Annotated in this window: 17 protein-coding genes and 1 pseudogene; 1 reads left to right on the forward strand and 17 read right to left on the reverse strand. The window is 56.8% G+C overall.

Annotated features, from left to right (window positions below; all coding sequences use genetic code 11):
* Window positions 1–287: 287 nt before the first annotated feature.
* From C2E25_RS16070 to purH, 11 genes are all read right to left on the reverse strand, one after another.
* Window positions 288–2,558, reverse strand: a complete 2,271-nt coding sequence (locus C2E25_RS16070) for a hypothetical protein (RefSeq protein ID WP_103116741.1) — start codon at window positions 2,556–2,558, stop codon at window positions 288–290.
* Between the two features lie 343 nt (window positions 2,559–2,901).
* On the reverse strand, window positions 2,902–3,984 hold the full coding sequence (locus tag C2E25_RS16075; protein ID WP_146033001.1) for a hypothetical protein: 1,083 nt from the start codon (window positions 3,982–3,984) through the stop codon (window positions 2,902–2,904).
* Between the two features lie 146 nt (window positions 3,985–4,130).
* Complete coding sequence (locus C2E25_RS16080; protein WP_103116743.1) at window positions 4,131–4,742, reverse strand: cytochrome c3 family protein; 612 nt, start codon at window positions 4,740–4,742, stop codon at window positions 4,131–4,133.
* Between the two features lie 248 nt (window positions 4,743–4,990).
* Window positions 4,991–5,983, reverse strand: coding sequence for a cytochrome c3 family protein (locus tag C2E25_RS16085; RefSeq protein WP_103116744.1), 993 nt, complete (start codon window positions 5,981–5,983; stop codon window positions 4,991–4,993).
* 39 nt (window positions 5,984–6,022) lie between these two features.
* A complete protein-coding gene (locus C2E25_RS16090) occupies window positions 6,023–7,108 on the reverse strand; it encodes an SMP-30/gluconolactonase/LRE family protein (RefSeq protein ID WP_158247300.1) in 1,086 nt (361 codons plus the stop codon).
* A 53-nt stretch (window positions 7,109–7,161) separates the two neighbouring features.
* Entirely contained in the window at window positions 7,162–9,120 is a 1,959-nt protein-coding gene (locus C2E25_RS16095) for a cytochrome c3 family protein (protein ID WP_103116746.1), read from the reverse strand.
* Between the two features lie 526 nt (window positions 9,121–9,646).
* The gene (gene ccsB / locus C2E25_RS16100; protein ID WP_103116747.1) at window positions 9,647–10,507 is read right to left on the reverse strand and encodes a c-type cytochrome biogenesis protein CcsB; all 861 of its coding nucleotides are present in this window, start codon (window positions 10,505–10,507) and stop codon (window positions 9,647–9,649) included.
* A 48-nt stretch (window positions 10,508–10,555) separates the two neighbouring features.
* Window positions 10,556–11,935 (reverse strand): cytochrome c biogenesis protein ResB, encoded by a 1,380-nt coding sequence (resB, locus tag C2E25_RS16105; protein WP_103116748.1) that lies wholly within the window; start codon window positions 11,933–11,935, stop codon window positions 10,556–10,558.
* Between the two features lie 390 nt (window positions 11,936–12,325).
* The gene (gene purE / locus C2E25_RS16110; RefSeq protein WP_103116749.1) at window positions 12,326–12,844 is read right to left on the reverse strand and encodes a 5-(carboxyamino)imidazole ribonucleotide mutase; all 519 of its coding nucleotides are present in this window, start codon (window positions 12,842–12,844) and stop codon (window positions 12,326–12,328) included.
* Window positions 12,845–12,954: 110 nt separating this feature from the next.
* Window positions 12,955–14,226, reverse strand: a complete 1,272-nt coding sequence (purD, locus tag C2E25_RS16115) for a phosphoribosylamine--glycine ligase (RefSeq protein WP_103116750.1) — start codon at window positions 14,224–14,226, stop codon at window positions 12,955–12,957.
* Between the two features lie 96 nt (window positions 14,227–14,322).
* Window positions 14,323–15,888, reverse strand: coding sequence for a bifunctional phosphoribosylaminoimidazolecarboxamide formyltransferase/IMP cyclohydrolase (gene purH / locus C2E25_RS16120; protein WP_103116751.1), 1,566 nt, complete (start codon window positions 15,886–15,888; stop codon window positions 14,323–14,325).
* Window positions 15,889–16,255: 367 nt separating this feature from the next.
* Between purH and C2E25_RS16125 the strand changes: the two genes are divergently transcribed.
* Window positions 16,256–17,764 (forward strand): hypothetical protein, encoded by a 1,509-nt coding sequence (locus tag C2E25_RS16125; RefSeq protein WP_146033002.1) that lies wholly within the window; start codon window positions 16,256–16,258, stop codon window positions 17,762–17,764.
* Here C2E25_RS16125 and C2E25_RS16130 read toward each other — a convergent pair.
* The 6 genes and pseudogenes from C2E25_RS16130 to C2E25_RS16155 form a co-directional block, all read right to left on the reverse strand.
* Entirely contained in the window at window positions 17,746–18,153 is a 408-nt protein-coding gene (locus tag C2E25_RS16130; protein ID WP_103116753.1) for a DUF2304 domain-containing protein, read from the reverse strand. The genes C2E25_RS16125 and C2E25_RS16130 overlap by 19 nt on opposite strands.
* A gap of 2 nt (window positions 18,154–18,155) precedes the next feature.
* Window positions 18,156–18,872, reverse strand: coding sequence for a glycosyltransferase family 2 protein (locus C2E25_RS16135; protein ID WP_269845125.1), 717 nt, complete (start codon window positions 18,870–18,872; stop codon window positions 18,156–18,158).
* A gap of 34 nt (window positions 18,873–18,906) precedes the next feature.
* Window positions 18,907–19,707, reverse strand: a complete 801-nt coding sequence (locus C2E25_RS16140; protein ID WP_103116755.1) for a glycosyltransferase family 2 protein — start codon at window positions 19,705–19,707, stop codon at window positions 18,907–18,909.
* Complete coding sequence (locus tag C2E25_RS16145) at window positions 19,689–20,429, reverse strand: glycosyltransferase family 2 protein (protein WP_233189466.1); 741 nt, start codon at window positions 20,427–20,429, stop codon at window positions 19,689–19,691. The genes C2E25_RS16140 and C2E25_RS16145 overlap by 19 nt, the downstream gene beginning before the upstream one ends.
* Window positions 20,430–20,434: 5 nt before the next feature.
* Window positions 20,435–21,382, reverse strand: a complete 948-nt coding sequence (locus C2E25_RS16150) for a glycosyltransferase family 2 protein (protein WP_103116757.1) — start codon at window positions 21,380–21,382, stop codon at window positions 20,435–20,437.
* A gap of 46 nt (window positions 21,383–21,428) precedes the next feature.
* Window positions 21,429–21,941: pseudogene (locus tag C2E25_RS16155) on the reverse strand (sulfotransferase); the annotation flags it as partial.
* Window positions 21,942–22,119: the final 178 nt, after the last annotated feature.

Consider the following 22,119-nt stretch of genomic DNA (forward strand, 5'->3'; position numbering starts at 1 on the left):
TCGGTATCTTTCATGCGCTGAATGTTAATCTACCCACTCGATCAGGGGAAGAGCCCGATTCTTTACTTGTATCCCCTCCCGATATAAGCATCAACCTTCAGTCCGCCATACCTGGCTCCCCCTCCCAACCAGCTCGTGCCGGACATGCGCACTCAACATCAGGAGCAATACACACATTACCGGGGGAACGGCAGGAACAGTTCCATCCGGCAGCTTCTCCCGGAAAAAAGAAAGCCCCCTTCACCACAGGATGAAAGGAGCTGGTTGTAAATGATATCACATACGGATCAGAATGTTTTCTTGACTTCCACCCGCCAACGATGCTCAACACGCTCCGGAAGAACGGCGCCATCCTTCTTCTCCCGGTCCCCGTAAGCATAGTCGAGGTTGATTTTAAATTTCTGGTAATCAAGCCCCGCCATCAGGTAAACCGCGTACTCACCCTGGTCGTCCTGCTGAAAATAACGATAACGGACACGTGACCCGAGATACAGGTGACGGGTCGGGTACAGGTTGACGGCCACCCCGAGAGTGGTAACACGGACATCGTAACGGGAACTCGTCTCCTCCTCGTAAAGAAGCTCCTGCTCAATCGAGGCGATGCGACGGATCAGGCCGGTCTGCCGATAGATGTTGCGCTGCAGCGACTGTCGGGCATCAACGGTAGTATAATTGGTCCCGTTGATAATGTCGCTCCACCGGTAATCCAGCCGGCCCCGCAACTCCCAGTCCCGGCTGGGGGTGTAGCTTGCCGTAAGGTGATGATTGAACTCCGTCCTCGTCGCTCCACCGACGTCGGATCCCAAAACAACCAGGTTGCTGTTGCTGTCCGCCGCCGGCGTGGAATTAAACGTATACTCCGAAGCCATCCGAAGGGCGAAAGAACGGCGGTCATAGTTCAGTGTATGCCGGATATTGAGTTGGTCATCACTGCTCGAAGAGGCCTTCAGGTGGTCGTAAATAACCTCGATCCGATTGTCCAGACGATTGGAACTGGTCATTTCAGCAAACAATGCCAGGGTGTTCCGCCAGGTGATACCGGTCTGAAGTCCAGAACTGGAGTAGCTGCCGACTTCCCCCAATGGGACCACATAGCGGGTAAAGCCGCGTCCCAAATCTCCCTGCCCCCAGACCAGTTGTTCCTGCCCCCCGACCCTGATCCGCGACGTAAGATCGGTCTCAACCTTGCCGATCAACGCTGTTTCGTAATAATTGCTGTCTTTGGTATTGACACTGTTTCGCCCCGCGAACCGGGCGACGGAAACAGATCCGAACAGATCATAACGGGGACGATAGGCCTGGTTCGAATAGAAGTCGAAGGTCAACCGCTGGGCATCCCCTTGGGCCAAAGTATCATTGTTGTATTCCAGTTCTGACCTGAAATCCGCCCGGTAGCGGGAGTTGCGGAACCCTTCGATTTTGGTGTCCACCAGGGATGAATCAACATGCCCTATCTGATTCCCGCCGGTCGCGAAATCCAATTCGTCGCGTTTCTCTCCTAGCAGGCGAACACGCCAGGCGGTATTACGATTCAATTGGCCGGACGCAAAGATCGGAATTTCCAGTTGCCGGCTCAATCGATCCGCGCGCAACAGACGTTCAAAGGTGGTGAAATTGCTAAACTCCCAGTTGGTGCGCCTGCCAACGGAGAAGAGATTCAGGTCGTAGCGTTCTTCACTTGGGACGGCTCCAGAGGAGTCAAGGGTCGTGTAACTGATATCGGCGGACACCTTGATCCAGTTGGTGATATTGATCCACTGGCGGGTCAGCATGTGGTCAACGGTGCCGAGCATGAAGACCTTTTCGCGGAAATCATTCTGCGGATCGAGATAATCAGTGTAGTCGTGAAGCCGATAATGAAACCAGTTGTCCTTCTTGTTCAGCGAGACAAAAGCCAGGTCGCGTTCGCTGTATTTCTGCGGATTGAGAGACTCAAGATTCCGGACATCCACCTGACGGTAGTCGATCAGCAGTCGCGGGAACATGGAAAGGATATCCCGATACTTGCCGAGATAATGGCCGTTGCGGATACCGAGAAACAGGGTGGCACCACTCTCAATGCGACTGCCGTCCTGGATATCGTCATAGACCCGCGGGTTGAGAACACTTCGGTTCTGATAAGGAAAGACATCCCCCTGCCAATCGAAAGTCGTGTCTTCAAGGAACTGGGCCTCGCTGAGATCACGGGAATAAGCTTGGAAGCGGATCGGCAACCCACCGGGAGCAAAGAGAAATTCCCCCTGGAAAAGCGCTTTCGGCGCCTGCAGCGACTCGCTTTCGCCATTATCATCCCGGTCCAGACCGATCCACTCGGCGCCGAGAGCAAGCTTATAGCCACCGCCCCGCCCGCCATAAATCTGACCGTCGAGGGAATAAAGCAGACTGTACTTTTGCGCGAAATAGGACGTGTCGGCAACCTGTTGCCCGTCCTCATCCGCCTTGTAGCCGCCATAAGCCAACTCAACACTGCCGTTGAGACGACTGAGGGCAGAAGCCGGCTGCAGACTCGCCGACAGCAGCAGCAAACAGATTGAAATTTTTAAGAATATTTTAAGCAATTTACAAAATCCCCACGACGAAGTCTGCCCTGTTTGGTGCAAAAAGCGTTCCCCGGCCGCCACGGCTGTCGCAAACAGCACACGCTCATGGCGGCCCCTCGGCAATAACCTTTTTCACTATTCATTTCAGACTGTTAGATGCAGCGATCGGTTTAAAATACCGCTGAGGCAACGACACATTGAAAACTGTGCTTCCGCACAGTACGGCATATCGCCATGCCGCCGCCTTCACGCCATGAAATACCGGGGAAAAGGCGTGACCCCAAACGCCCCCCCCCAAAAAAAAGGCCCGCATTAAAGCGGGCCCGACGTGAATCTCAGTCATGCAATGGCACCATGAACATCATTGGGGCTTCTTCTTTTCTGCGGAAAGACCATACTTCGAATAGTCGGCACCCTCACGCACCCCGAAGGCATAGAGATTGACCCGGCTCGGGCCGAACTGGTTGGCGATCGCCACCACGTAACTGGCCTTGAACCCGGGGGCGATAAATTCCTGCAGATCAGCGACGATATCAGCACTGACGGCAATCCCCATCGGCAGAAAAAGGCTGGCGGGGGGGGATGTGCCGGGATAGAACATCAGCAGCCGGTCATTACGATCAAAAACCTGAACATTGCCGAAGCCGCTGTCGACCACATGCAGCAGACCATCAGGGGACACAACGATCCCCTTGGGGCGGGTGAACTGACCCGGCCGGTCACCGACCTGGCCGATCTGACCGAGCAACTTGCCCCGGGGAGAAAACTTGAGCACCCGGAACAACCCCATATCGCTGACGATCAGATTACCGGCACTGTCGAGAGCCAGCGAATAGGGCCAGTACAACTCCCCTTCTTTTGTTCCGACCGTCTGCAGAATTTCTCCACTGGCGATGTCGAGGCGATAGATCCGACGATGGAACAGGTCGCCGACCCACAAGTTGCCCCCGGCGGCAACCATGCCGCCAGGACGGAAACCCTCCGGAAAATCATAGGAACGAAGATATTTCTCATCCTTGTCGAGTACAATGACCGTACGCAGGCCACTGTCCGCAATAAACTTCCGACCCTGCTCATCGATTGTCAGACCGATCGGCTTCCGCAGGGAAAAAGTCGCTTCTTCCCCGGCGATATCGAATCCCTGCAGCACCCTGGCTTTGCGTTGCTGCAGATCAAAACGCCACAACGCCTGCATCCCGGAATCAATGACATAAAGCATATGCCCGTAGAAGGCGACATCAGTCGCTTTCTTGAAGGTCAGCGGCGCGGTATTGCCCAGTGCCAGGGCGAGGCGGCGTTTGCTCTCCGGCAGAACATCGAGCTCCGAAACAAAGCCGGTCAAATACTGGACCCGCGGCAGATCAGGCGCAGGAGGAAAATAGATCGGCTCCAAATTCTTCTTCGAACCGGCACAACCGGCAAGCAACAGAACCAGGACCAACACGCTACAGCATTTCTTCAACACGACTTCACCTCTTGACCCGGAATTCCTTCCCCGCGGAAGGTGGGAAACTTTAACACGATTTCCGTCAAGAAACAAAAAAGGCTCCCGGCCCTGAGACCGGGAGCCTTGAATGCAGCCATCACAACTTACTTGTCGTGGCAGACCAGGCAGAGGGCGCTGCCGCCGTTGTCGGCACGCAGCATGGGGTTGAATCCGCTGCCGTTATGCACGTCGTGACAGGAAGCGCACTCGACCTTGTTGGAGTACAACGGCAGGGTCACGCTACCGTTGGTGACCGAAGCACCCGTGCCATCATCAGCACGCAAGCCGCTGTCGAGGTCATCCCTGTAGGTAATGCTGACCGGGTGATCATTTTGAAGATTGGTGCCGAGCTTGGGGCTATTGGGGGCGTCCGCAACACCGTTGATGAATGTCGTGCCGGTAGCGCCGCCGTAGGAGTCGATAGCAACACTTCCGTCATGACAGGAAAGACACAGAATGGAACGGCCTGAAGGCTGCGAAACGGAACCATCAATGGTCGTCGAGCTATAGACAGTAAACGTCGACGTGGTAAGTTGGTGGTTCCACAGCGGCGCGTCAGCCACATTAGCAGCGCCATGCGGCGTGTGGCAAAACACACAGATCTCAGCCGCATTATAAGGGCTCTGAGTGAAATCGTGCGCGGAATTGCTGATCACGGCCATGGCAGGGGCGGCAAACAGCATCAGGGCTGCGGCCAGAACAAGTACCTTCTTCATTTCCTTACCTCCTTGGAGTTGCGTTTTGAGTGGACCATCCACCCTTCATCGTTCAATGCTCATCCCGACGCCACGCCGGCGTGCATCTGAGCGGTTTATCGTTACACACAAACACATAGCAAGGCATGTGCCAACCCGAATTCAACCCAACAAGTCTTGGTTTTTCCTGAGATTACATCACCGGTCCCCCAAAAGACCGGACAGCGTCCTGCCATAAGACCGAAAGTCGATTTGGCAAAAGACGCACCCTACTTCTGATGGCAGACCGCGCAGAGTCCGAAACGGCTGGTCTTCTGTTGCACAAAGAGCTGCTCCACCGCTCCACCATGGGGATCATGACAGCCGGCGCAGGAAAGCTCCCGTCCGGGCCGACTCGGGTCGGGACGACCCTCCAGGGGATGGGAGTTGCCTGTCAGCCCCTGAACGGCGTGGACCTGGCCGCGAATCGCTTCATGGCAGCCGAGACAGAGATCGTTGACCTTGGCGACCAGTTGCGCCGGTTGGTCACTGGCATGGGGATCATGACAGGGCAGGCAGAGGCCGGCATCAACCGGACCATGCAGCTTCTTGTTCCTGGCAAAGCGGTCCTCCTGCTGCTTGTGGCAGCCACCGCAAAGGGCCGCGTCATCACTGGAAACCGTATACTTGACGCCATTCTTCGGCTGCATACTGTGACAGGCCGCGCACTGCATGGCACCGGCCGGTCCATGAACGTACTTGCGATTCAGCATGCGGCGGTGACAGGAGGCGCAGGGATTCTTGGCCGGGTCGGTCTGCTGCATCTCAACCTTGTCCGGATTCATGTTATGGCAGCCGACACACTTGGCTTCACGCTCGGCGGTATGCATCCGAAACGGCACGAACCCGGACGGGACAGCTGTCATGGGGTCCTTCTGGTAGAAAAGAACAGCCGTCGCCCTGGCCACCTGCTTCCCGGCGACGTAACCCTTGACCTCGACCTGATTTTTACCGGCATCGAATTCCGGCTGCAGAATCAGCAGGTCGCCGAAAGCGGCCCGGTAATCAGCCCCTGAAATATCGATTGGATCGCTGGCCACCCCGTTGATGGTGATCACCATCGCCTCAAGCTGAGGCTTATCCCCGCCCTTGATAATCAGGTAATTGGACTTGGTCACTACCGTCTTGTCAGCCGGGTAGACAATTTCAAGACCGGCCGCCGCCGCCAGCGACGTCACCAGCAGGGAACCCGCCAGGACCGACATCCAGATCAGCTTTTTCATAATTTACCTTCCATCAGTTTCGCTTTATTTTCATCTTACCTACTTCGCTGGAGTCGATTTGAAAACAGCAGTCGGCACCAGCCTCTCTCCAGGCAGGATCGGATGTTTTTCCAGGTAGGCGGGGGTAAGATACTGGAAACGGTGCACCATACGATTGAGCCCGTCAACAACCCAGATCCCATCCTGCTTGTCAACCGCGATTGCCTTGGGCAGATTCATCCCGCCGGGCACAACCTTGCTGAGGTTGCTGGCGTAATGCCCGCCGACAGTCAGCAACAACCTCCCCTGCAGGTCAAAAACAATAAAATCATTGGCCATCGAATCGGTCACATAAATCAACCCCGAAGTTCGACTGACCGCAAGGCTTTTGGGAATGCGAAACAGTCCCCGCTGGGTCCCGCGACCACCGAACGCGCGCAGAAATTTGCCCTGGGGGGAAAAAACCTGCACCCGGGCATTCATCGCGTCAAGAACGTAGAGATTCCCCTCGGCATCAAAGTCAGCATCCAGAGGAAAATTGAACATCCCGGGAGCCACTCCGCGCCCCCCCATTTCTCCCAGGTAGTTTCCATTGCCATCAAAATGAACCAGCCTGTGGGCGCCGGTATCCACCACCCAGACCTGTTGACCATCCGGAGAGACGGCAATGCCGGTGGGTCGTGACAGATGATTCTTTCCGAAGGATTTGAGATAGGCATCGGTGGCCGAAAAAACATCCACCCGATGCTCAATGGCATCTACCACCAGGACCGTTCCCCGGGGAGCCACGGCGATGCCGATCGGTCGCCGGAAGAGGTAATCCCGCCCCTTGGCGTCTTTCAGATAGCGGATTTTCTTTTGCGAAAAATCGAGGACAATAACCTTCTTGACGATCAGGTCCGAGACCAGCACCTGACCGTTCTTGACAGCAATGGCATGGGGCTGCTGGAAAACCGGGACCGGGCGCTCCTTGCCGAACACGGCATCGGAAAAGGGATTCTCAACCCCTCGCTTCAGGTCCTGTTCGCCAAGATAGTAGTTGAGATATTCAATGCGCGGCTGGCCCGTCCCGATCGGCCAGAAAAACCTTTTTCGAGGTGCCGCGGCGGGTGAACATCCGGCCAGCAGCAGGACCGGCAGCAACAACCAGCATCCGTATTTATGGCAGAACCGCCTTAAACTCACCTTCATCCCTCGCTTCACTTGTTGCGCACCGGACGCACCCGGTCATAACCCCGCGGCTGGTGGCACCCGACCATGCAGGTGCCGCCGGTCTCGGTCTTCTTCAACTTGATCGGGATATCCCAACTGCCGAAACCACGGGTCTTGCTCTGAATCAGCTTCGGCTGATCGGCGCCGTGGACATCGTGACAGGTGCGACAAACCCTTCCCTTGGTGCGCTTGTTGACATGCACGTAATGAAGATTTCGATCCCCGTTGCGAAAGTTGGTCGCCTCGGAGGTACGACGATATTCCAGCTTGCCTCGCTTATGGCAGGTCAGACAGAGCGCGTAGATCCCCGGCCGGTAGGGTGCGTAAAAATCTCCCGGCGGCGGATAGGCCGCCCTCAGCAACGGTGGATTCCGCGACCCGTGGGGCGCGTGACAGGCGACACAGCGGCCATTCTTCACCGGCTGATGCTGGGAAACACTGCCGGCAATCTTCTCCTGCATCTCGTCATGACAGTCAAAGCACATGGTCTCCGGAGGACTGCTGAACATGCGTGGCTGCCCGGTGCCATGAACATCATGACAGACGGTGCAGCCATCCTCAAGGGCGGGGTGCTTTGAAACAGCATTTTTTGCCGTTGCGGCGACGTCATCATGACAACCGGCACAGAGAGCGTCTCCACGAGTCGGCAACATTTTCGGCTGCGGTCCATTGTGGGGGTTGTGACAGTTGGTGCAACCGTCGGCGACAACTGGATGAACATTCTTCATGGTCCCGAGTTCGGCCTTGTCATCATGACACATGAAGCAGAGCTGATTGCCCGGTTCGATGGTCTGATACTCCCCGTCGGCGGCATGGACATCATGGCAGCTCTCGCATTCACCGGCGGCAACCGGCGGATGCACGAATTTACCATCGGTCTTGTCATCATGACACTGATAGCAGAGAGCGCTGCCGGTCGCAGGCAACATCTTTTCTTTCGGACCGCCATGGGGTCCGTGACAGGCGGTACACTCCCCATCGGCCACCGGGGTATGCACATGCGCCTTGCCGTCGGTCTTGCTCTCGTGACACTGGTAACAGAGAGCGCTGCCGGCGGCACGGAGCATCTTCGGATTCGGGCCGGCATGCGGATTATGGCAGGAGACGCATCCCTCCTCCACCGCCGGGTGGGCCACCTTCATCCCGTCGGTCGGATCATCATGGCACTGCAGACAGAGATCATTGCCGGAGGCCGGGAGCATCTTCGGCGCATCCCCGGCGTGGGGGTCATGGCAGGCGGTACAACCATCTTCCAGGGCCGGATGAACATATTTCATCCCCTCAGTCGGATCGTCATGGCAGGTCAGACAAAGATCCTTGCCTTCCGCCGGGAGCATCTTCGGCGCCGGACCATCATGGGGATCGTGGCAGGAGGTACATCCTTCCTCAAGGGCGGGATGAACATATTTTCTGCCGCTGGTCGGATCATCGTGGCAGGTCAGGCAAAGGTCATTGCCTTCAACACTGAGCATTTTCGGAGCGTCCCCGGCATGGGGATCGTGACAGGAGATACAGCCTTCCTCAACAGCCGGGTGCTGATTGGTTCCGCCACCCTTGTCATCATGACACATCAGGCAAAGCGCGTTGCCGAGCTGCAGCAGGAAATACTTATTGGCTGACTGGTGAGGGCTGTGACAACCGGTGCAACCCTCTTCGAGAATCGGATGGATATGTTTTTTCCCCTCGGTTTTACTGTCGTGACAGAGATAACAGAGATCGCTGCCGGTCTGGACCAGTTTGAAGGCACCTTTCTTCCCCGGGTGCTTCCTGCCGGTCGACTCGTGACAGAGGCCACATTCCCCCACCGCGACCGGCCCATGCACCACTTTTGCCTTCCCCATGATGGCGTGACAGGCGGACGTCACGCAACCACCGGCCCAGGCACTGCCCTGGAAAAGGAAAAATGCCGCCAAAACCATCAAAAGGTATTTCAACAGCCGCTCCATTGCAGAATCCTCCTGTCAATACACAGTCATCGATCCGGCCAAAAGACGGCACAGACCAACCCTTTCCGAACCCCATCCGGGATCGTTCGGCAGGGATTAAACCTGAACCAGTGAGTCCCTTGCCGGCGGATAGCGCAAGTCATTGACCTGCCTGATCTTTCCAAAAATCACCAGCGAACTCTATGGGTGCGCTTCAAATTTTCGGAAATCCCATTCAGGCCAAGCACTTACACTCTCCATCCGACAGAAACTCACTGATTCAGGTTAAAAGCAAAAGGCGGCTCCCGTGCAGTTCACTCGAGCTGCAAACGGGAACCGCCCCCATACAAGATGCAATCTTCACACCACGGCCGGTCATATCAGCAGGTTGAACAAAAAAGCCCATCTGCCGCGTTGTCCTTCCCCCGCGTCAACGACGTACCTTCCGCTGCGCCTTATTCCGCGGGTGTGCGGACGCCTTGCATCTGGACATTTTTGCTCAACCTGGGGGACTTGACTTTTTCAGCTCCCTGTCAGGAGAGGGTCATCAACCGCCGCCATAGGAATGAAGACCGGAAAGAACCAGGTTCACCCCCAGGTAGCAGAAGATGGTCGCGGCAAAACCGAACACCGACAGCCAGGCGGCCTTTCTGCCGACCCAGCCGCGGGTGAAACGGGCGTGCAGGAAGGCGGCATAGACGAACCAGACGATCAGGCTCCAGGTCTCCTTCGGATCCCAGCTCCAGTAGGTGCCCCAGGCGTAGTTGGCCCAGGCGGCGCCGGTGATGATGCCGAGGGAGAGCAGCGGAAAACCGATCATGATCGCCTTGTAGTTGATATCATCCAGCACTCTGATACTGGGGAAAAGCGACATCACCCCGCCGGCCGGGGTCGATTCAGCATTGTTCTGCTCCTTGCCCGACTTGATCAGATACATGATCGACACCCCGCAGGCGACAGCGAAGCATGCATAACCGAGGAAACAGGTGATGACATGATAGGTCAGCCAGTTGCTCTGCAGCGCCGGGACCAGGGGATCGATGGCGTCATTGAGATTGAGCTGGGCCCAGGTCATGCCGAGAAAAGCGAAAGGCACGACAAAGGCTCCGACCGCGCGCTGCTTGTATTTCAGATCGAGAAGGATGTAGATCAGGACGATGGTCCAGGCGAAAAAGACCACCGATTCGTACAAATTCGAAAGCGGGGCCCTGCCGTCGGCACCGAGCATCTGGTAGGACTCGTACCAGCGCAGGCCGATGGCGCCGGTATGCAACACGAAACCGATCCAGGTCGCGATGTTGGCAACCAGGGAAACGCCCTCCTTGCGGGTCACCAGGTAGCCGACAAAAAGGATCATGGCGGAGAAATAAGCAATAGTGGTGAAATTGAACAAATTGACGCTGGACATGATGTGTGTGCCTCCTAAAAGTTCTGGCAACAGCGTGGTTCAGACAACCTATTTTTTCAGCGACTCCTCGAAGTCCCTGGCAAAATCTTCAAACCAGATGGCGAAAGCCGCCTGATTACGGTGCGCATTGGCGCCGTAGCGCACATGGGTCTTGCCGCCTTCCGCACGAACGGTCACCCAGAGACGGCGGTGAGAAAGGAAAAATGCCGAAAAAGTACCGGCGACAAGAAAGAAGCAGCCCAGCCAGACGACCCAGACACCGGGGTCTTTGGCGACCTGCAGACCGGTATAGTAGCGCTGTTTGTAGTCGAGCAGGCTGAAGATATATTCACCGCCGCGCTGGGCGTCGAATTCCGGGAACTTCTGCAGTACAACAAACGATTTCCTGCTCCTTCCTGCCGGGTTCTTGCCAGCCAGGTCGGGCAGCATCTCGATGCGGGCGGCCGAGCCGAAGGTCTGAAAATGCTCGGTGAAATCAGCCACCCGAAACGCCTGTCCGCCCGGCAACCTGACCGGTTGGCCCTTGTGGGCGACAACGGTCACCGTCTTGCCGGTGGCCCGTTCACGTACCTTGAAGTGAAACTGCGGATCACCCATCGGTCCGTAACTTGACTGGTAGAAAGTAATCCCTTTATAGGTCAGCGGGTTATTGACCTCGATGGTCTTCTTCTCCACCTCTCTGCCATTCTCCAGAACCACCAGGTCGCTGACAAACTCCTTGGGCCGCATGCCGCCGGGATAGAACTGCACCTCGAAACGATCACAGCGCACCTCGAAACCCAGATCGATCGGTGTATCGCTGCCGCGCGGCCAGACCTTGTCGGTACTGCTTCCCTCGGGGATATTGACATAGGCCTTGTAACCCCAGACAGTGCCCAGGATAGCGCCGAGGAAGATCACCAGGATCGACAGGTGGGTGACGTAGACACTGAACCGCGCCCAGGGCATTTTCTGGGCGAAAAGCTGGATTATCCCCTCCCCTTCGGCAACCCGCGGCCGTGCAAACTTCCGACCCAGAAATTCCGCCAGACGATCACGGACCTTCTCCGGAGCCAGGCCGACGGTCAGTTCTCCTCCATTGGCCATGGTCTTGTAAAACCGTTCATCGGGGTCAAGGTTCGGCTGGTTGACCAGTTTCAGAATCCGCGGCAGACGCTTGATCGAACAGCAGATCAGGTTGACGGCGAAAAGAGTCAGCAGGGTCAGGAACCACCAGGAGTGGTACATGTCGAGAAAATTGAGAGCGGAGAAAATCCGGTAGGCGGTCTCGCCGTACTCCCTGACATAATCCTGGGGATTCGCGTTCTGCTGGATCACGGTCCCGATAATGGAGGTGAGAGCCAGCAGGATAAGGGTACTGATGGCAAGTTTCAGGGAACAGAAAAAGTCCCAGACGTGGTCGAAAAACGAACTTTTTTTGGCGTTCAAGCGTCGTCTCCTGATAGGTCGGCGTGGCGAGGAGGCTGGTCAAAATTGACGAGCCGGCGATAACACCGACCCGCTGGCATCCGACAGCCTTCGAGAGACTGGGGGACTAAATCTAACCAATCTCATCAACATTAATCGAACCGTTTTCAGTCTGTCAAGCTTCTCCCTGAATCATTGGGGTCATGCCGGATGAAAAGTACAAGCGCCTGACCTGAATGTGATTTTCAAAAATCTGAGGCGCACCCATCGGGCTCGCCGGTGATTTTTGGAAAGTACAGACGGGGCAATGGCTTGTGCTGTTCGCCGGCAATGAACTCACTGATTCAGAGCCTCCCCTCCATCGGATCCATCAGCACAGTGCAGGCCGGTCAATCAAAGAACAGACCGGAATCAAAATCCATCCTTGCGCAGTCGCTCTTGCAATTTCTCGGCCTTGGCGACTACCCCCGCCGCCATCGATTGTCTCTGGTCAGTCAACTTGTCCCGCAGCAACGGGTCGGCAACGGCAAGAATCTGGGCGGCAAAAATTCCGGCGTTGCGGGCTCCGGCCTTGCCGATCGCCATGGTCGCCACCGGAATCCCAGCCGGCATCTGCACCATCGCCAGCAGAGCGTCGAGTCCGTTCAGGGCGGTCGCATCAATCGGCACGGCGATCACCGGCAGAGTGGTTTCAGCAGCCACCACCCCGGCCAGGTGAGCCGCGGCACCGGCGCCGGCGATCAGCACCTTGAGCCCCCGCCCGGGCGCCTGCCGCACATAGTCCGATGTCCGTTCCGGGGTACGATGGGCGCTGGTCACTGTGACCTCAAACGGAACGCCGAACTCACGCAGCGCCCGGGCCGCTTCGGCCATGATCTCGTAGTCGCTGTCGCTCCCCATCAGGATTCCGACCAACGGCTTGTCGCTCATATGAAACTCCTTAAAAACAGAATCGGCGCAGGGGTAAGAACAAAATCGGCCAAGGGCGAAGGGGCTTACTCCTGGCCTTTAGCCTTTAGCCTTTAGCCTTTAGCCGCCCTTCAGCGCCTAACAGCCTTCGCCCCGATGTCTTTGCGATAATGAACATCCTGCCAGGAAATTGTCTCCACCCCCCGGTAGGCCTTGCGGATTGCTGTCGCCACATCACTGCCGAGCCCGGTCACCCCGAGAACCCGACCACCATTGTTGACAACCTTACCATCCACCAGCCTGGTACCGGCATGAAAGACAACCAGATCGTCGATCTGCGCGGCCTCTTCCAGCCCCTTGATTTCGTGCCCCCTGGTGAAGCTGCCCGGGTAACCGCCGGACGCCATCACCACGCAAACCGCGGCCTTGTCATGCCACTCAAGAGAGGTCTGCGTCAACTCCCCGCGCGCGCAGGCCTGCAGAATCGGCACCACGTCCTCCTTCATCCGCACCAGCAGCGGCTGCGCCTCGGGATCACCGAAACGGGCGTTGAATTCGACCACCCGCGGTCTGCCGTCCTTGATCATCAACCCGACATAGAGAATCCCGGCATAAGGGTGCCCGTCGGCGGCCATGCCGGCAACGGTCGGTTTGACGATGGTCTCGACAATCTCGTCATACAGTTCGTCGGTCACCACCGGTGCCGGCGAATAGGCTCCCATGCCGCCGGTATTGAGCCCCTCATCGTTATCGAAGACCCGTTTGTGATCCTGGGAGGAGGCCAGCGGCAAAATATTTTTGCCGTCGGTGAAGGCAAAGAAGGAGGCCTCCTCGCCGTCCATGAACTCCTCGATCACCACGCTCGCCCCGGCACTGCCGAAGACCTGCCCCAGCATGATGTCATCGACAGCGGCAATGGCGGTCGCTTCGTCCATCGCCACGATCACCCCCTTGCCGGCAGCCAGACCATCGGCCTTAACCACAATCGGCGCGCCCTGTTCCCTGATATAGGCCACCGCGGCGGCGTGATCGCTGAAGCTACGGTAAGCGGCGGTCGGAATATTGTGGCGCGCCATCAGATCCTTGGAAAACCCCTTGCTTCCCTCGATCCGGGCGGCCGCCCGACTGGGGCCGAAGATCTCCAGACCGGCCTCCTGGAAACGGTCGACAATCCCCATGGTCAACGGCACCTCCGGTCCGACCACGGTCAGGTCGATGCTCTCGGCACGGGCGAAATCAAGCAGCGCGTCGATCTCGTCGGCGGCAATATGAACGCACTCGGCGAGTTCGGCGATACCGGGGTTTCCCGGCGCGCAGTAGAGGGTATCAACCAGCGGCGACTGGGCTATTTTCCAGCAGAGCGCGTGTTCGCGGCCACCGCCGCCAACAACGAGAACTTTCATAACAAAACTCCTGAAAAGCGGCCAAAGGCCAAAGGCCAAGGGCCAAAGGAAAAACCTTTTACCCCCTTAGCCTTTTGCCCTTAGCCGAAGTTGATTCTAATGCCTGAAATGCCTCATTTTCGTAAAAACCATCGCCATACCGTGCTCATCTGCGGCGGCGATCACCTCTTCATCGCGAATCGAACCGCCCGGCTGGATCACGGCGCTGATACCGACATCCGCCGCATTGTCGATGCCGTCACGGAAGGGGAAGAAGGCGTCGGAGGCCATGGCGGCACCCTTGACATCGAGCCCGGCATGTTCGGCCTTGATGGCGGCGATGCGGGCCGAGTTGACCCGGCTCATCTGCCCGGCGCCGACACCGATGGTCATGCCGTCCTTACCATAGACGATGGCGTTGCTCTTGACGAACTTGGCGACCTTCCAGGTGAAGAGCAGGTTCCGCATCTCTTCCTCGGTCGGCTGACGGCGGGTTACCACCTGCAGCTCACCGGTCAGGGCCAGGTCAAGTTCCTGGACCAGCAGTCCACCGTTGACCCGTTTGAAATCGAACCGCGCTGCCGGCTGTTCCGGCCACTGGCCGCATTCGAGCAGACGCACGTTCTTCTTGGCGGCGACAGCCGCCACTGCCGCGGCACTCACCTTCGGGGCGATGATCACCTCGACAAACTGTTTCTCGCAGATTGCCGCCGCGGTCTCACCATCAAGTTCCCGGTTGAAGGCGATGATACCGCCGAAGGCCGATTCCGGATCGGTCGAGAAGGCGCGCCGGTAGGCATCGAGCAGGGTCTCGCCGACGGCCACCCCACAGGGATTGGCGTGTTTGACGATGACACAGGCGGGTGCTTCGTTGAACTGTTTGACGCATTCGAGGGCGGCATCGGTATCGCCGATATTGTTGTAGGACAGCGCCTTGCCCTGCAGCTGGCGGGCGGTGCTGATCGAGGCTTCGGTGACATTCTTTTCGACGTAGAAAGCCGCGTTCTGGTGGGGATTTTCACCGTAACGCATCTCCTGGGCCTTGTGAAACTGCAGGCTCAGAGCCGGCGGAAATTCGGCAGGTTGTTCATCCAACCGACACCCGAGCCAGTTGGAAATCGCGCCGTCGTAGGCGGCGGTGTGCTGGTAGACCTTGACCGCGAGACCGAAGTTGGTTGCCGGGGAAACCGCGCCGCCCGACGCCTTCATCTCGGCCAGCACTTTCGGGTAATCGCCCGGGTCGACCACCACCGTCACCGAACGATTATTCTTGGCCGCGCTGCGCAGCATGGTCGGTCCGCCGATATCGATGTTCTCGATGGCATCCTCCAGGGAGCAGTCGGGGTTGGCAACCGTCGCCTCGAAGGGATAGAGGTTGACCACCACCATATCGATCGGCTCGATGCCATGCTCAGCCATGGTCGCGACATGCTCTTCATTGTCGCGCAACCCGAGCAGGCCACCGTGAACCTTAGGGTGCAGGGTCTTGACCCGGCCGTCAAGCATCTCCGGGAAACCGGTGAATTCGGACACATCCTTGACCGTCAGTCCGGAGTCCCGCAGCAGCCTGGCGGTGCCTCCGGTAGAGAGAATTTCGACCCCGTAGCCCGCCAGCTCGGTGGCGAATTCGACGATGCCGGTCTTGTCGGAGAGACTGATCAGAGCGCGTTTGATGATAGCCATTTTTCAACCTCGGGAAAGCTGTAGGTGCAAAAAACAGAAAAAACCGTCAACTCCTGGCGGTTTTCGGTGTGATCGGATGCAGCGGTCTTCAGGCCCGGCCTGAACAGGGTTTTCTACCATGGACGCGACCGCTCTGGCAACCGTTTTCACATTTGCGAAACAGAGATATGGCACAGCTTGACCCCGGTCGATTCCTTCGGTAGCCTGACCGGCACAGCCATCCCAACCAACAGGACCAAACATGTCCATATCTTCCGAAACTCAAAAAAACAGTAGAAAAATTTCCCTTTTCATCATCATTCTTTGTTATGTCCTGCTGATGGGACTCGTTCCCCTGGAGTCTTTTGACTTCTGGACCCATCTGGACATGGCGCGTACTTCACTCGCCAAAATCATCGAATCCCCAGTTCACTTCTTCGAACTTTTCGACCCGGCCGGGGGCTATGGCACCCTCCCGCAAGTCCTCATCTATGCCTTCTATCAGCTGTTCGGCGCACAGTCCATTTCCCTGTTGACCGCAATCTGCTCCCTACTTATTTTTCTGCCGTTCCTGATCGATTGCCGCCTGACTCGTGACAATACTCTTTTTCTGCTGTTTCTGCTGCTCGCCATTATCACCATTCGTTACCGTTATCTGCCGCGGCCTGAGTTGTTCGGCTACATTATGTTCAGTTGGTGCAGCCTGACTCTGCGACACTACAAAAGGCAACCATCCCTTTTCCCCTTGGCCATCTGCCTGATCTTACTCGCAACCTGGTCAGTATTGCACATCTCCTGGACCATCGGCGCATTGTTCCTGTTCCTGCAGTTTCTCCTGCACCCACATATCGACATATTAAAAACCCGACTGACAATACGCGGCTGGAAACTGGTCATGGCCATTTCGCTGCTGGCCGCCCTCCCGCTGGTCTACAAAAGCGGGCTCTTCGCCCTGCATGTTCTCGACGAAATGGGGGCAACTGGACAACTGTCCGGGATAAGCGAAATGCGACCGATCTGGGAATATCCACGACTGCTGTTCTGGTATCTACTGACCGCCGGCATTGCTCTCAAACTGACAATCAGCATCCCCCCCCAACGCTGCCTGCGTCTAATCGCATGGGGTCTGGCTTTCACCTGCGGTCTGATTATTGAACGCAATGTCGCCCTTGCCACACTCGGCATGCTGGCATTGGCGGCCGGCGGGGGAAGCCCCACATGGTTGCGACGGTGGGCACCCACCGGTCCTGTTCTTGCGTCGGCGGTTCTGTTCCTGATTCTAGGAACAACCGTCCTTGAACCGAGAATCGGCTATGGTGTCCGATGGATGCTCTTTCCGAAAACAGCAGCCCGGTTTGTCAAGATCCACGACCTGCCAACGAAGGTGTTCAATAATCTGGATTGCGGTGGCTATCTCCGCTGGGTCTGGAACGGACAACCGCAACACTACCTTGACGGCACGCTCGGCACCCCTTACAAGATGCGTGTTCATGACCAATTGATCGAAGGACGCCAAGCCACCTATCTTCTGAAAAACGAGGGGTTCAACACCCTGTTGCTGCAGGGGACCTATTTCAACAGCGGCAGAATTTACCCGATCATTCCAAGGTTGATATACGATCCGAACTGGCAACTGGTTTCAGCAGATGACGCCCTGGTCTTCACCCGGCCCGCCCCCAGCCTGCCACGACTCCCGCCTCAAGCCGCATGGCGTTATCTATTGAGGCGCCTCGAAACAATCCGGAAGACCGGGACCGAACAAGACCACTACGAGTTCAGCAAAGGGATCTGCTACACCATGTTGGGAGAAACCCGCCTGGCAAAACAGGCCTTTACGCGGGGAAGGAACAACCATCCGGAACTGGAGGCGGGATACCGTTATTTCGAGCGGCCCTGACCCCGCGACGTTAAAGGGACTGCATCTTCAGTTCTCCCACCGGTTCCGCGAGAAGCCTCCAGTTCCGCCCGCAGCAGGGCATTCTCCTGGGCCAGGTTCTTTACCTGGTCAGCCAGACCGGAAAGTTTGATGGAAAACTGTACCGCCAACAGCACCAGAAAGACCAGCGAACCGAGGAACAATGTGGTGGTGGGCAACACCGCACCGATTAGATGGGTCAGCTCCACCAGCCATTCGTACTTGAGTACCAGCACGAACATGCCCAGGCTGGTCAACAGCCAGAGGACCGAATACTCCTCACGCAGCCGGCGCTTACGTACCAGGTCGACAGTAAACAGAAAGACCAGCAGGCTGACCGCAAGGGCGAACAGTTTCTGACTCAAGGGCATCGTCAGCGGCCTCCCCGATAGAGTTTTCTGCTGCGCAGCATAACCACCACAATTGACAGCAACATCTTAAAAACATAATACAACGGCTTCAGGCCGCTGTGCATCGACCGGCCTTCGCGGTTGGCGTACATCCGAGCCGCCACCTCGCGGATCCGGAACCCGGCCCGGTGCAGGGTGATCAGCACATCGGCGTCCGGGTAGTCGACCGGGAACAGGTCGGAGGAAAGAAAGCGGATCACCTCCCGGTTGAAGGCCTGGAAGCCGGAAGTACAGTCGACGATCGGTTGACCGACGATCCGCCTGACCAGAAAACGGAAAAAGGCCATGCCGACCCGGCGGGCCAGCGGCGGGCGGTAGCTGGCGCGATCATGAAAACGGGAACCGAGTACGAAATCGGCTTCTCCGGCCTGCAGCGGCGCCAGCAGGTCGAGGATCGATTCCGGCTCGTGCTGCCCGTCCCCGTCGATCTGCACCAGGCAGTCGTAGCCCTGTCGCAGGGCGTACTTGTAACCGGTCTGGATCGCCACCCCGTAGCCCATGTTGAAGGGATGGGACACCACCCGGGTCCCGGCCTGCCGGGCGACCCGCGCGGTCGCGTCCGTTGAGCCGTCATCGACCACCAGCAGGTCGGCCCCGGGGACAACCTCCCGGATCCGCCCGATCACCCCGAGCAGGTTGCCGGCCTCGTTGAAGGCGGGTATCAAGATAAGAAGTGACAAATCATTCCTCTCTGAAATTACGCTGCTCACCATGTTACGGTTTGATAAACCGGTAAACCTGCCGCGTCCTCCAGCTCAGCACTCGGTGGAGAAACAGCATGAATTGTCCTTGCCAGCCAAGCCCCTGAGCATGGCGCCGGGCCGTGTGCCAGGCGGCATCCAGCTGGTCCTCCGTGTTCCGACTCCCCTTGGCCTCACCATGAACCCTGAAATCCGCCAAAAAGTCAGACAACACAACAGGGGATACGATATTCGCGAACCTCAACCACAGGTCATAATCCATGTCCAGATGCAGATCCCTGGCCACCCCTCCCGCCAAGTCCCATAAAGGGCGGTTCCAGAATACAGCCATTTGCGGGATAAAATTCTCGGTCAGAAGTTTCAACCGCGAAAATCTGCGCCCCCGCCAATTCTTGTAATGGACAATCACACTCGAAATCGCCTGTCCCCGAGCGTCAATCATCCCCGCCCGCCCGTACAACCAAGCCGGTTCTGCCCTGTCAAGCAGGCGGCCGATTTGCGCCAAGGCTCCGGGACGCAACCGGTCATCCGAATTAAGCCACCCCAGCACCGGTCCCTTTGCCCTGGCAATTCCCCGGTTGACTGCATCGGACTGACCTTGGTCTGCTTCGAAATGCAGTACCAGCCTTTCACCGTAGGTCAGTTGCAATTCCTGCAACAATTCACGCGAGCCATCCGTCGATCCGGGATCCATAACCAGCAACTCTGCCTCAGCCCCCTGCTGTTCAAGAACCGAGCGTACGGCCTCTTCGAGAAACATGGCCTGCTGATAACAGGGCATGACAATGGAAATCTTCACCGTTTTAACTTGCATTCTTCCCGCACAAGAACTGTCCGACTTCTTTTCATCAGGTTCGTCGCCAAAATCCAGCGACGCCGAATCTGCAGCCAAGGCTGCCAACGGATCTGAAATTCAGTTTGGCTGTCCGCATGTTTCCGGTAAAGCAGAGTTCTAACCGGAACAAACTCGGTCACCCCGATCCGTTCGCACAACTGTCCCAGCCACATATCGTGCATCGGCAGGTGCCGGGGAAAGGGCAGCGCGACCTCCAGCAATTCACGGGAAAACGCCATACAGCAACCCATGTAGCGGTTGTTCCAGAGGTTTTTCCAGAAACCGGGACCGGCCCCGATCAGCCGGAAGATCGATTCATGCAGAATCTGCTCCCGTTCGTCAACCACTGCCCCGTCGGTCACCAGCAGGTAACGGGCATGCGGCGGATCCCGAAACTTCTCCCGAACCAGAGCAACCCGGTTCTCCAGCCAGACATCGTCCTGGTCGGCGAGGATGATGACATCTCCTCGCGCCTGCTTCAGGGCATGTTCAAAATTGTAGACCGGGCTGAAGAAGGTATTGCCCGGAAACAGCCGGATGCGGGGGTCCTCCAGAGACTGAACGATTCGCAGCGTGGCATCCGTGGATGAATCATCCGAAACAACAACCTCGTCGGTCGGCACCAGTTGCGCAAGAATGCTTTCGAGCTGGCGGCGGATATATTTTTCGCCGTTATGGGAGGCGAGGCAGACGGAGATCATGGTCATTATTTCAACAACAGATGGCCGGCGTTTCGCAACAGTCCATGATAATAAAGCCCGTGTTTCAGTATCAGGTACCTCTTCTTCCAGTAGGGCTCTGTCGACAAGGATGCAAACGCCCTGATGGCCTCCAGTTGCTGCGGCGACAGCTGAGCGTGAAACCGTTCTACAAAGGCTTTGGCCTGGGAAACCGTTTTCTGAACAACCTGTGCATTGACCTGACGCGCTTCAGCCCTGCCGTAAAAGTCCAACAACGACCTGATCGCCACCCAAATTCCCCATCCTTTGGCCCCGGTATCATTGCCACCATGCTGCCGATACAAGACCAGCGGTTCAGGATGCCAGTCAATTTGTCCGAAAACAGCCGCCACCAGAGCCAACCACCAGTCATGCATCAATGCCTGACCCGGTATTGGCAACGCTTTCTCGAGTAGCGCCCGATTTACCATAGCCGTACACCCGGTCACACAGTTCTGCAGCAAAAGCCGGTTCAGGACATGCCCCGAAGCAGGCCGGGACCCTTGATAGGCCCACAGTGAATCGGCAATTGTATTCAGTTCGACATCGACAACTTTGGCATCGGAATGGATGAGCAGGGGGAATTCAGGACCACAGGAGACCTCCAGAACCGTCATTTTTTCGGCAAGAACTGAGATTTTTTCTGGCAACCAGACATCGTCCTGATCACAGAGGACAACCCAGCGCCCTCTTGCCCGAGCCAGGCATCGGGCAAAATTTTCCGCCGGTCCGAGTTGTTCCTGGTTACGCTCAACTCTGACCGGAAACGAGGCCTGACGGCTGAACTCAGCAAGAAGGTCCCAGGTACCATCCGTCGACCGGTCATCGCAGACAACCAGTTCATCAGGCAACCGGGACTGAGAAGCCAGACTGCGCAACTGATCCGGCAGGAACTGTTGTCCGTTGTATGTACAAAGAGCGACGGATATCATCATTTAAGACGATCCTGAAAAGGCACACCGAAACAACCCGGAAACCACTTCATGCATAACCATATTCTTCAAGAACTCTTCTGTTTTCTTTGGCAAACTCGACTAACTCAACACTATTCCGATAAACATAAGCCCTACTGAAATCAATATTCTCAACAAGAGGTTCTATTTTGTCACGAGCCCCATCAAGACCACAAAAGACAGCAACCGACTCCAAAGTTTCTACAGGATTTTCCAGAAGTTTCTCATAACGTAATTTCAACCGCCGGGAACCGGGAACCCCGGACATAAGATTGTCCGCCTGAGACATATATTCCTGCCACAGCGCAAATCCTCCACCAAGGTCAAGACACCGGGGAGAATCGACCAAAGCCCCCATCTTCCTCCGGAAAGACCGGTATTTCCCGGCCCGTTCCGCCCAGCGGACAAATTCGGACAAACTGTCCATCCCCCTGACACGCAAACTTTGCGCCACATCAACCCCATGTCGCTCAATACAGACAATTTTCAACTGGGGAAAAACCCGTTGCCAAAATGGCAGAGTAAAGGTATTTCGCGGGTCCTTCCAACCCCACGGAGTCTGAAACCTGAATCAGTGAGTTAACAATAGTACCTCTATCCTTTGATCTTTGACAATTGGCTGATTTTACACGTGTTTTTATGCTACAATAGAGCCGCTTCGAAATTCACCCAAGGAGATTTTTTCGTGACGTTTCCGCGGTTCAAAATCGAGCAGTCCG

The organism is Geothermobacter hydrogeniphilus (assembly GCF_002898515.1).
Taxonomy (GTDB): domain Bacteria; phylum Desulfobacterota; class Desulfuromonadia; order Desulfuromonadales; family Geothermobacteraceae; genus Geothermobacter_A.

Coding starts and splice junctions, on each gene's coding strand:
- C2E25_RS16080 (WP_103116743.1), bottom strand. CDS start 4,742: ATGAAGAAGGTACTTGTTCTGGCCGCAGCCCTGATGCTGTTTGCCGCC.
- C2E25_RS16085 (WP_103116744.1), bottom strand. CDS start 5,983: ATGAAAAAGCTGATCTGGATGTCGGTCCTGGCGGGTTCCCTGCTGGTG.
- C2E25_RS16095 (WP_103116746.1), bottom strand. CDS start 9,120: ATGGAGCGGCTGTTGAAATACCTTTTGATGGTTTTGGCGGCATTTTTC.
- ccsB (WP_103116747.1), bottom strand. CDS start 10,507: ATGTCCAGCGTCAATTTGTTCAATTTCACCACTATTGCTTATTTCTCC.
- purE (WP_103116749.1), bottom strand. CDS start 12,844: ATGAGCGACAAGCCGTTGGTCGGAATCCTGATGGGGAGCGACAGCGAC.
- purD (WP_103116750.1), bottom strand. CDS start 14,226: ATGAAAGTTCTCGTTGTTGGCGGCGGTGGCCGCGAACACGCGCTCTGC.
- purH (WP_103116751.1), bottom strand. CDS start 15,888: ATGGCTATCATCAAACGCGCTCTGATCAGTCTCTCCGACAAGACCGGC.
- C2E25_RS16125 (WP_146033002.1), top strand. CDS start 16,256: ATGGCGCGTACTTCACTCGCCAAAATCATCGAATCCCCAGTTCACTTC.
- C2E25_RS16130 (WP_103116753.1), bottom strand. CDS start 18,153: ATGCCCTTGAGTCAGAAACTGTTCGCCCTTGCGGTCAGCCTGCTGGTC.
- C2E25_RS16140 (WP_103116755.1), bottom strand. CDS start 19,707: ATGCAAGTTAAAACGGTGAAGATTTCCATTGTCATGCCCTGTTATCAG.
- C2E25_RS16145 (WP_233189466.1), bottom strand. CDS start 20,429: ATGATCTCCGTCTGCCTCGCCTCCCATAACGGCGAAAAATATATCCGC.
- C2E25_RS16150 (WP_103116757.1), bottom strand. CDS start 21,382: ATGATGATATCCGTCGCTCTTTGTACATACAACGGACAACAGTTCCTG.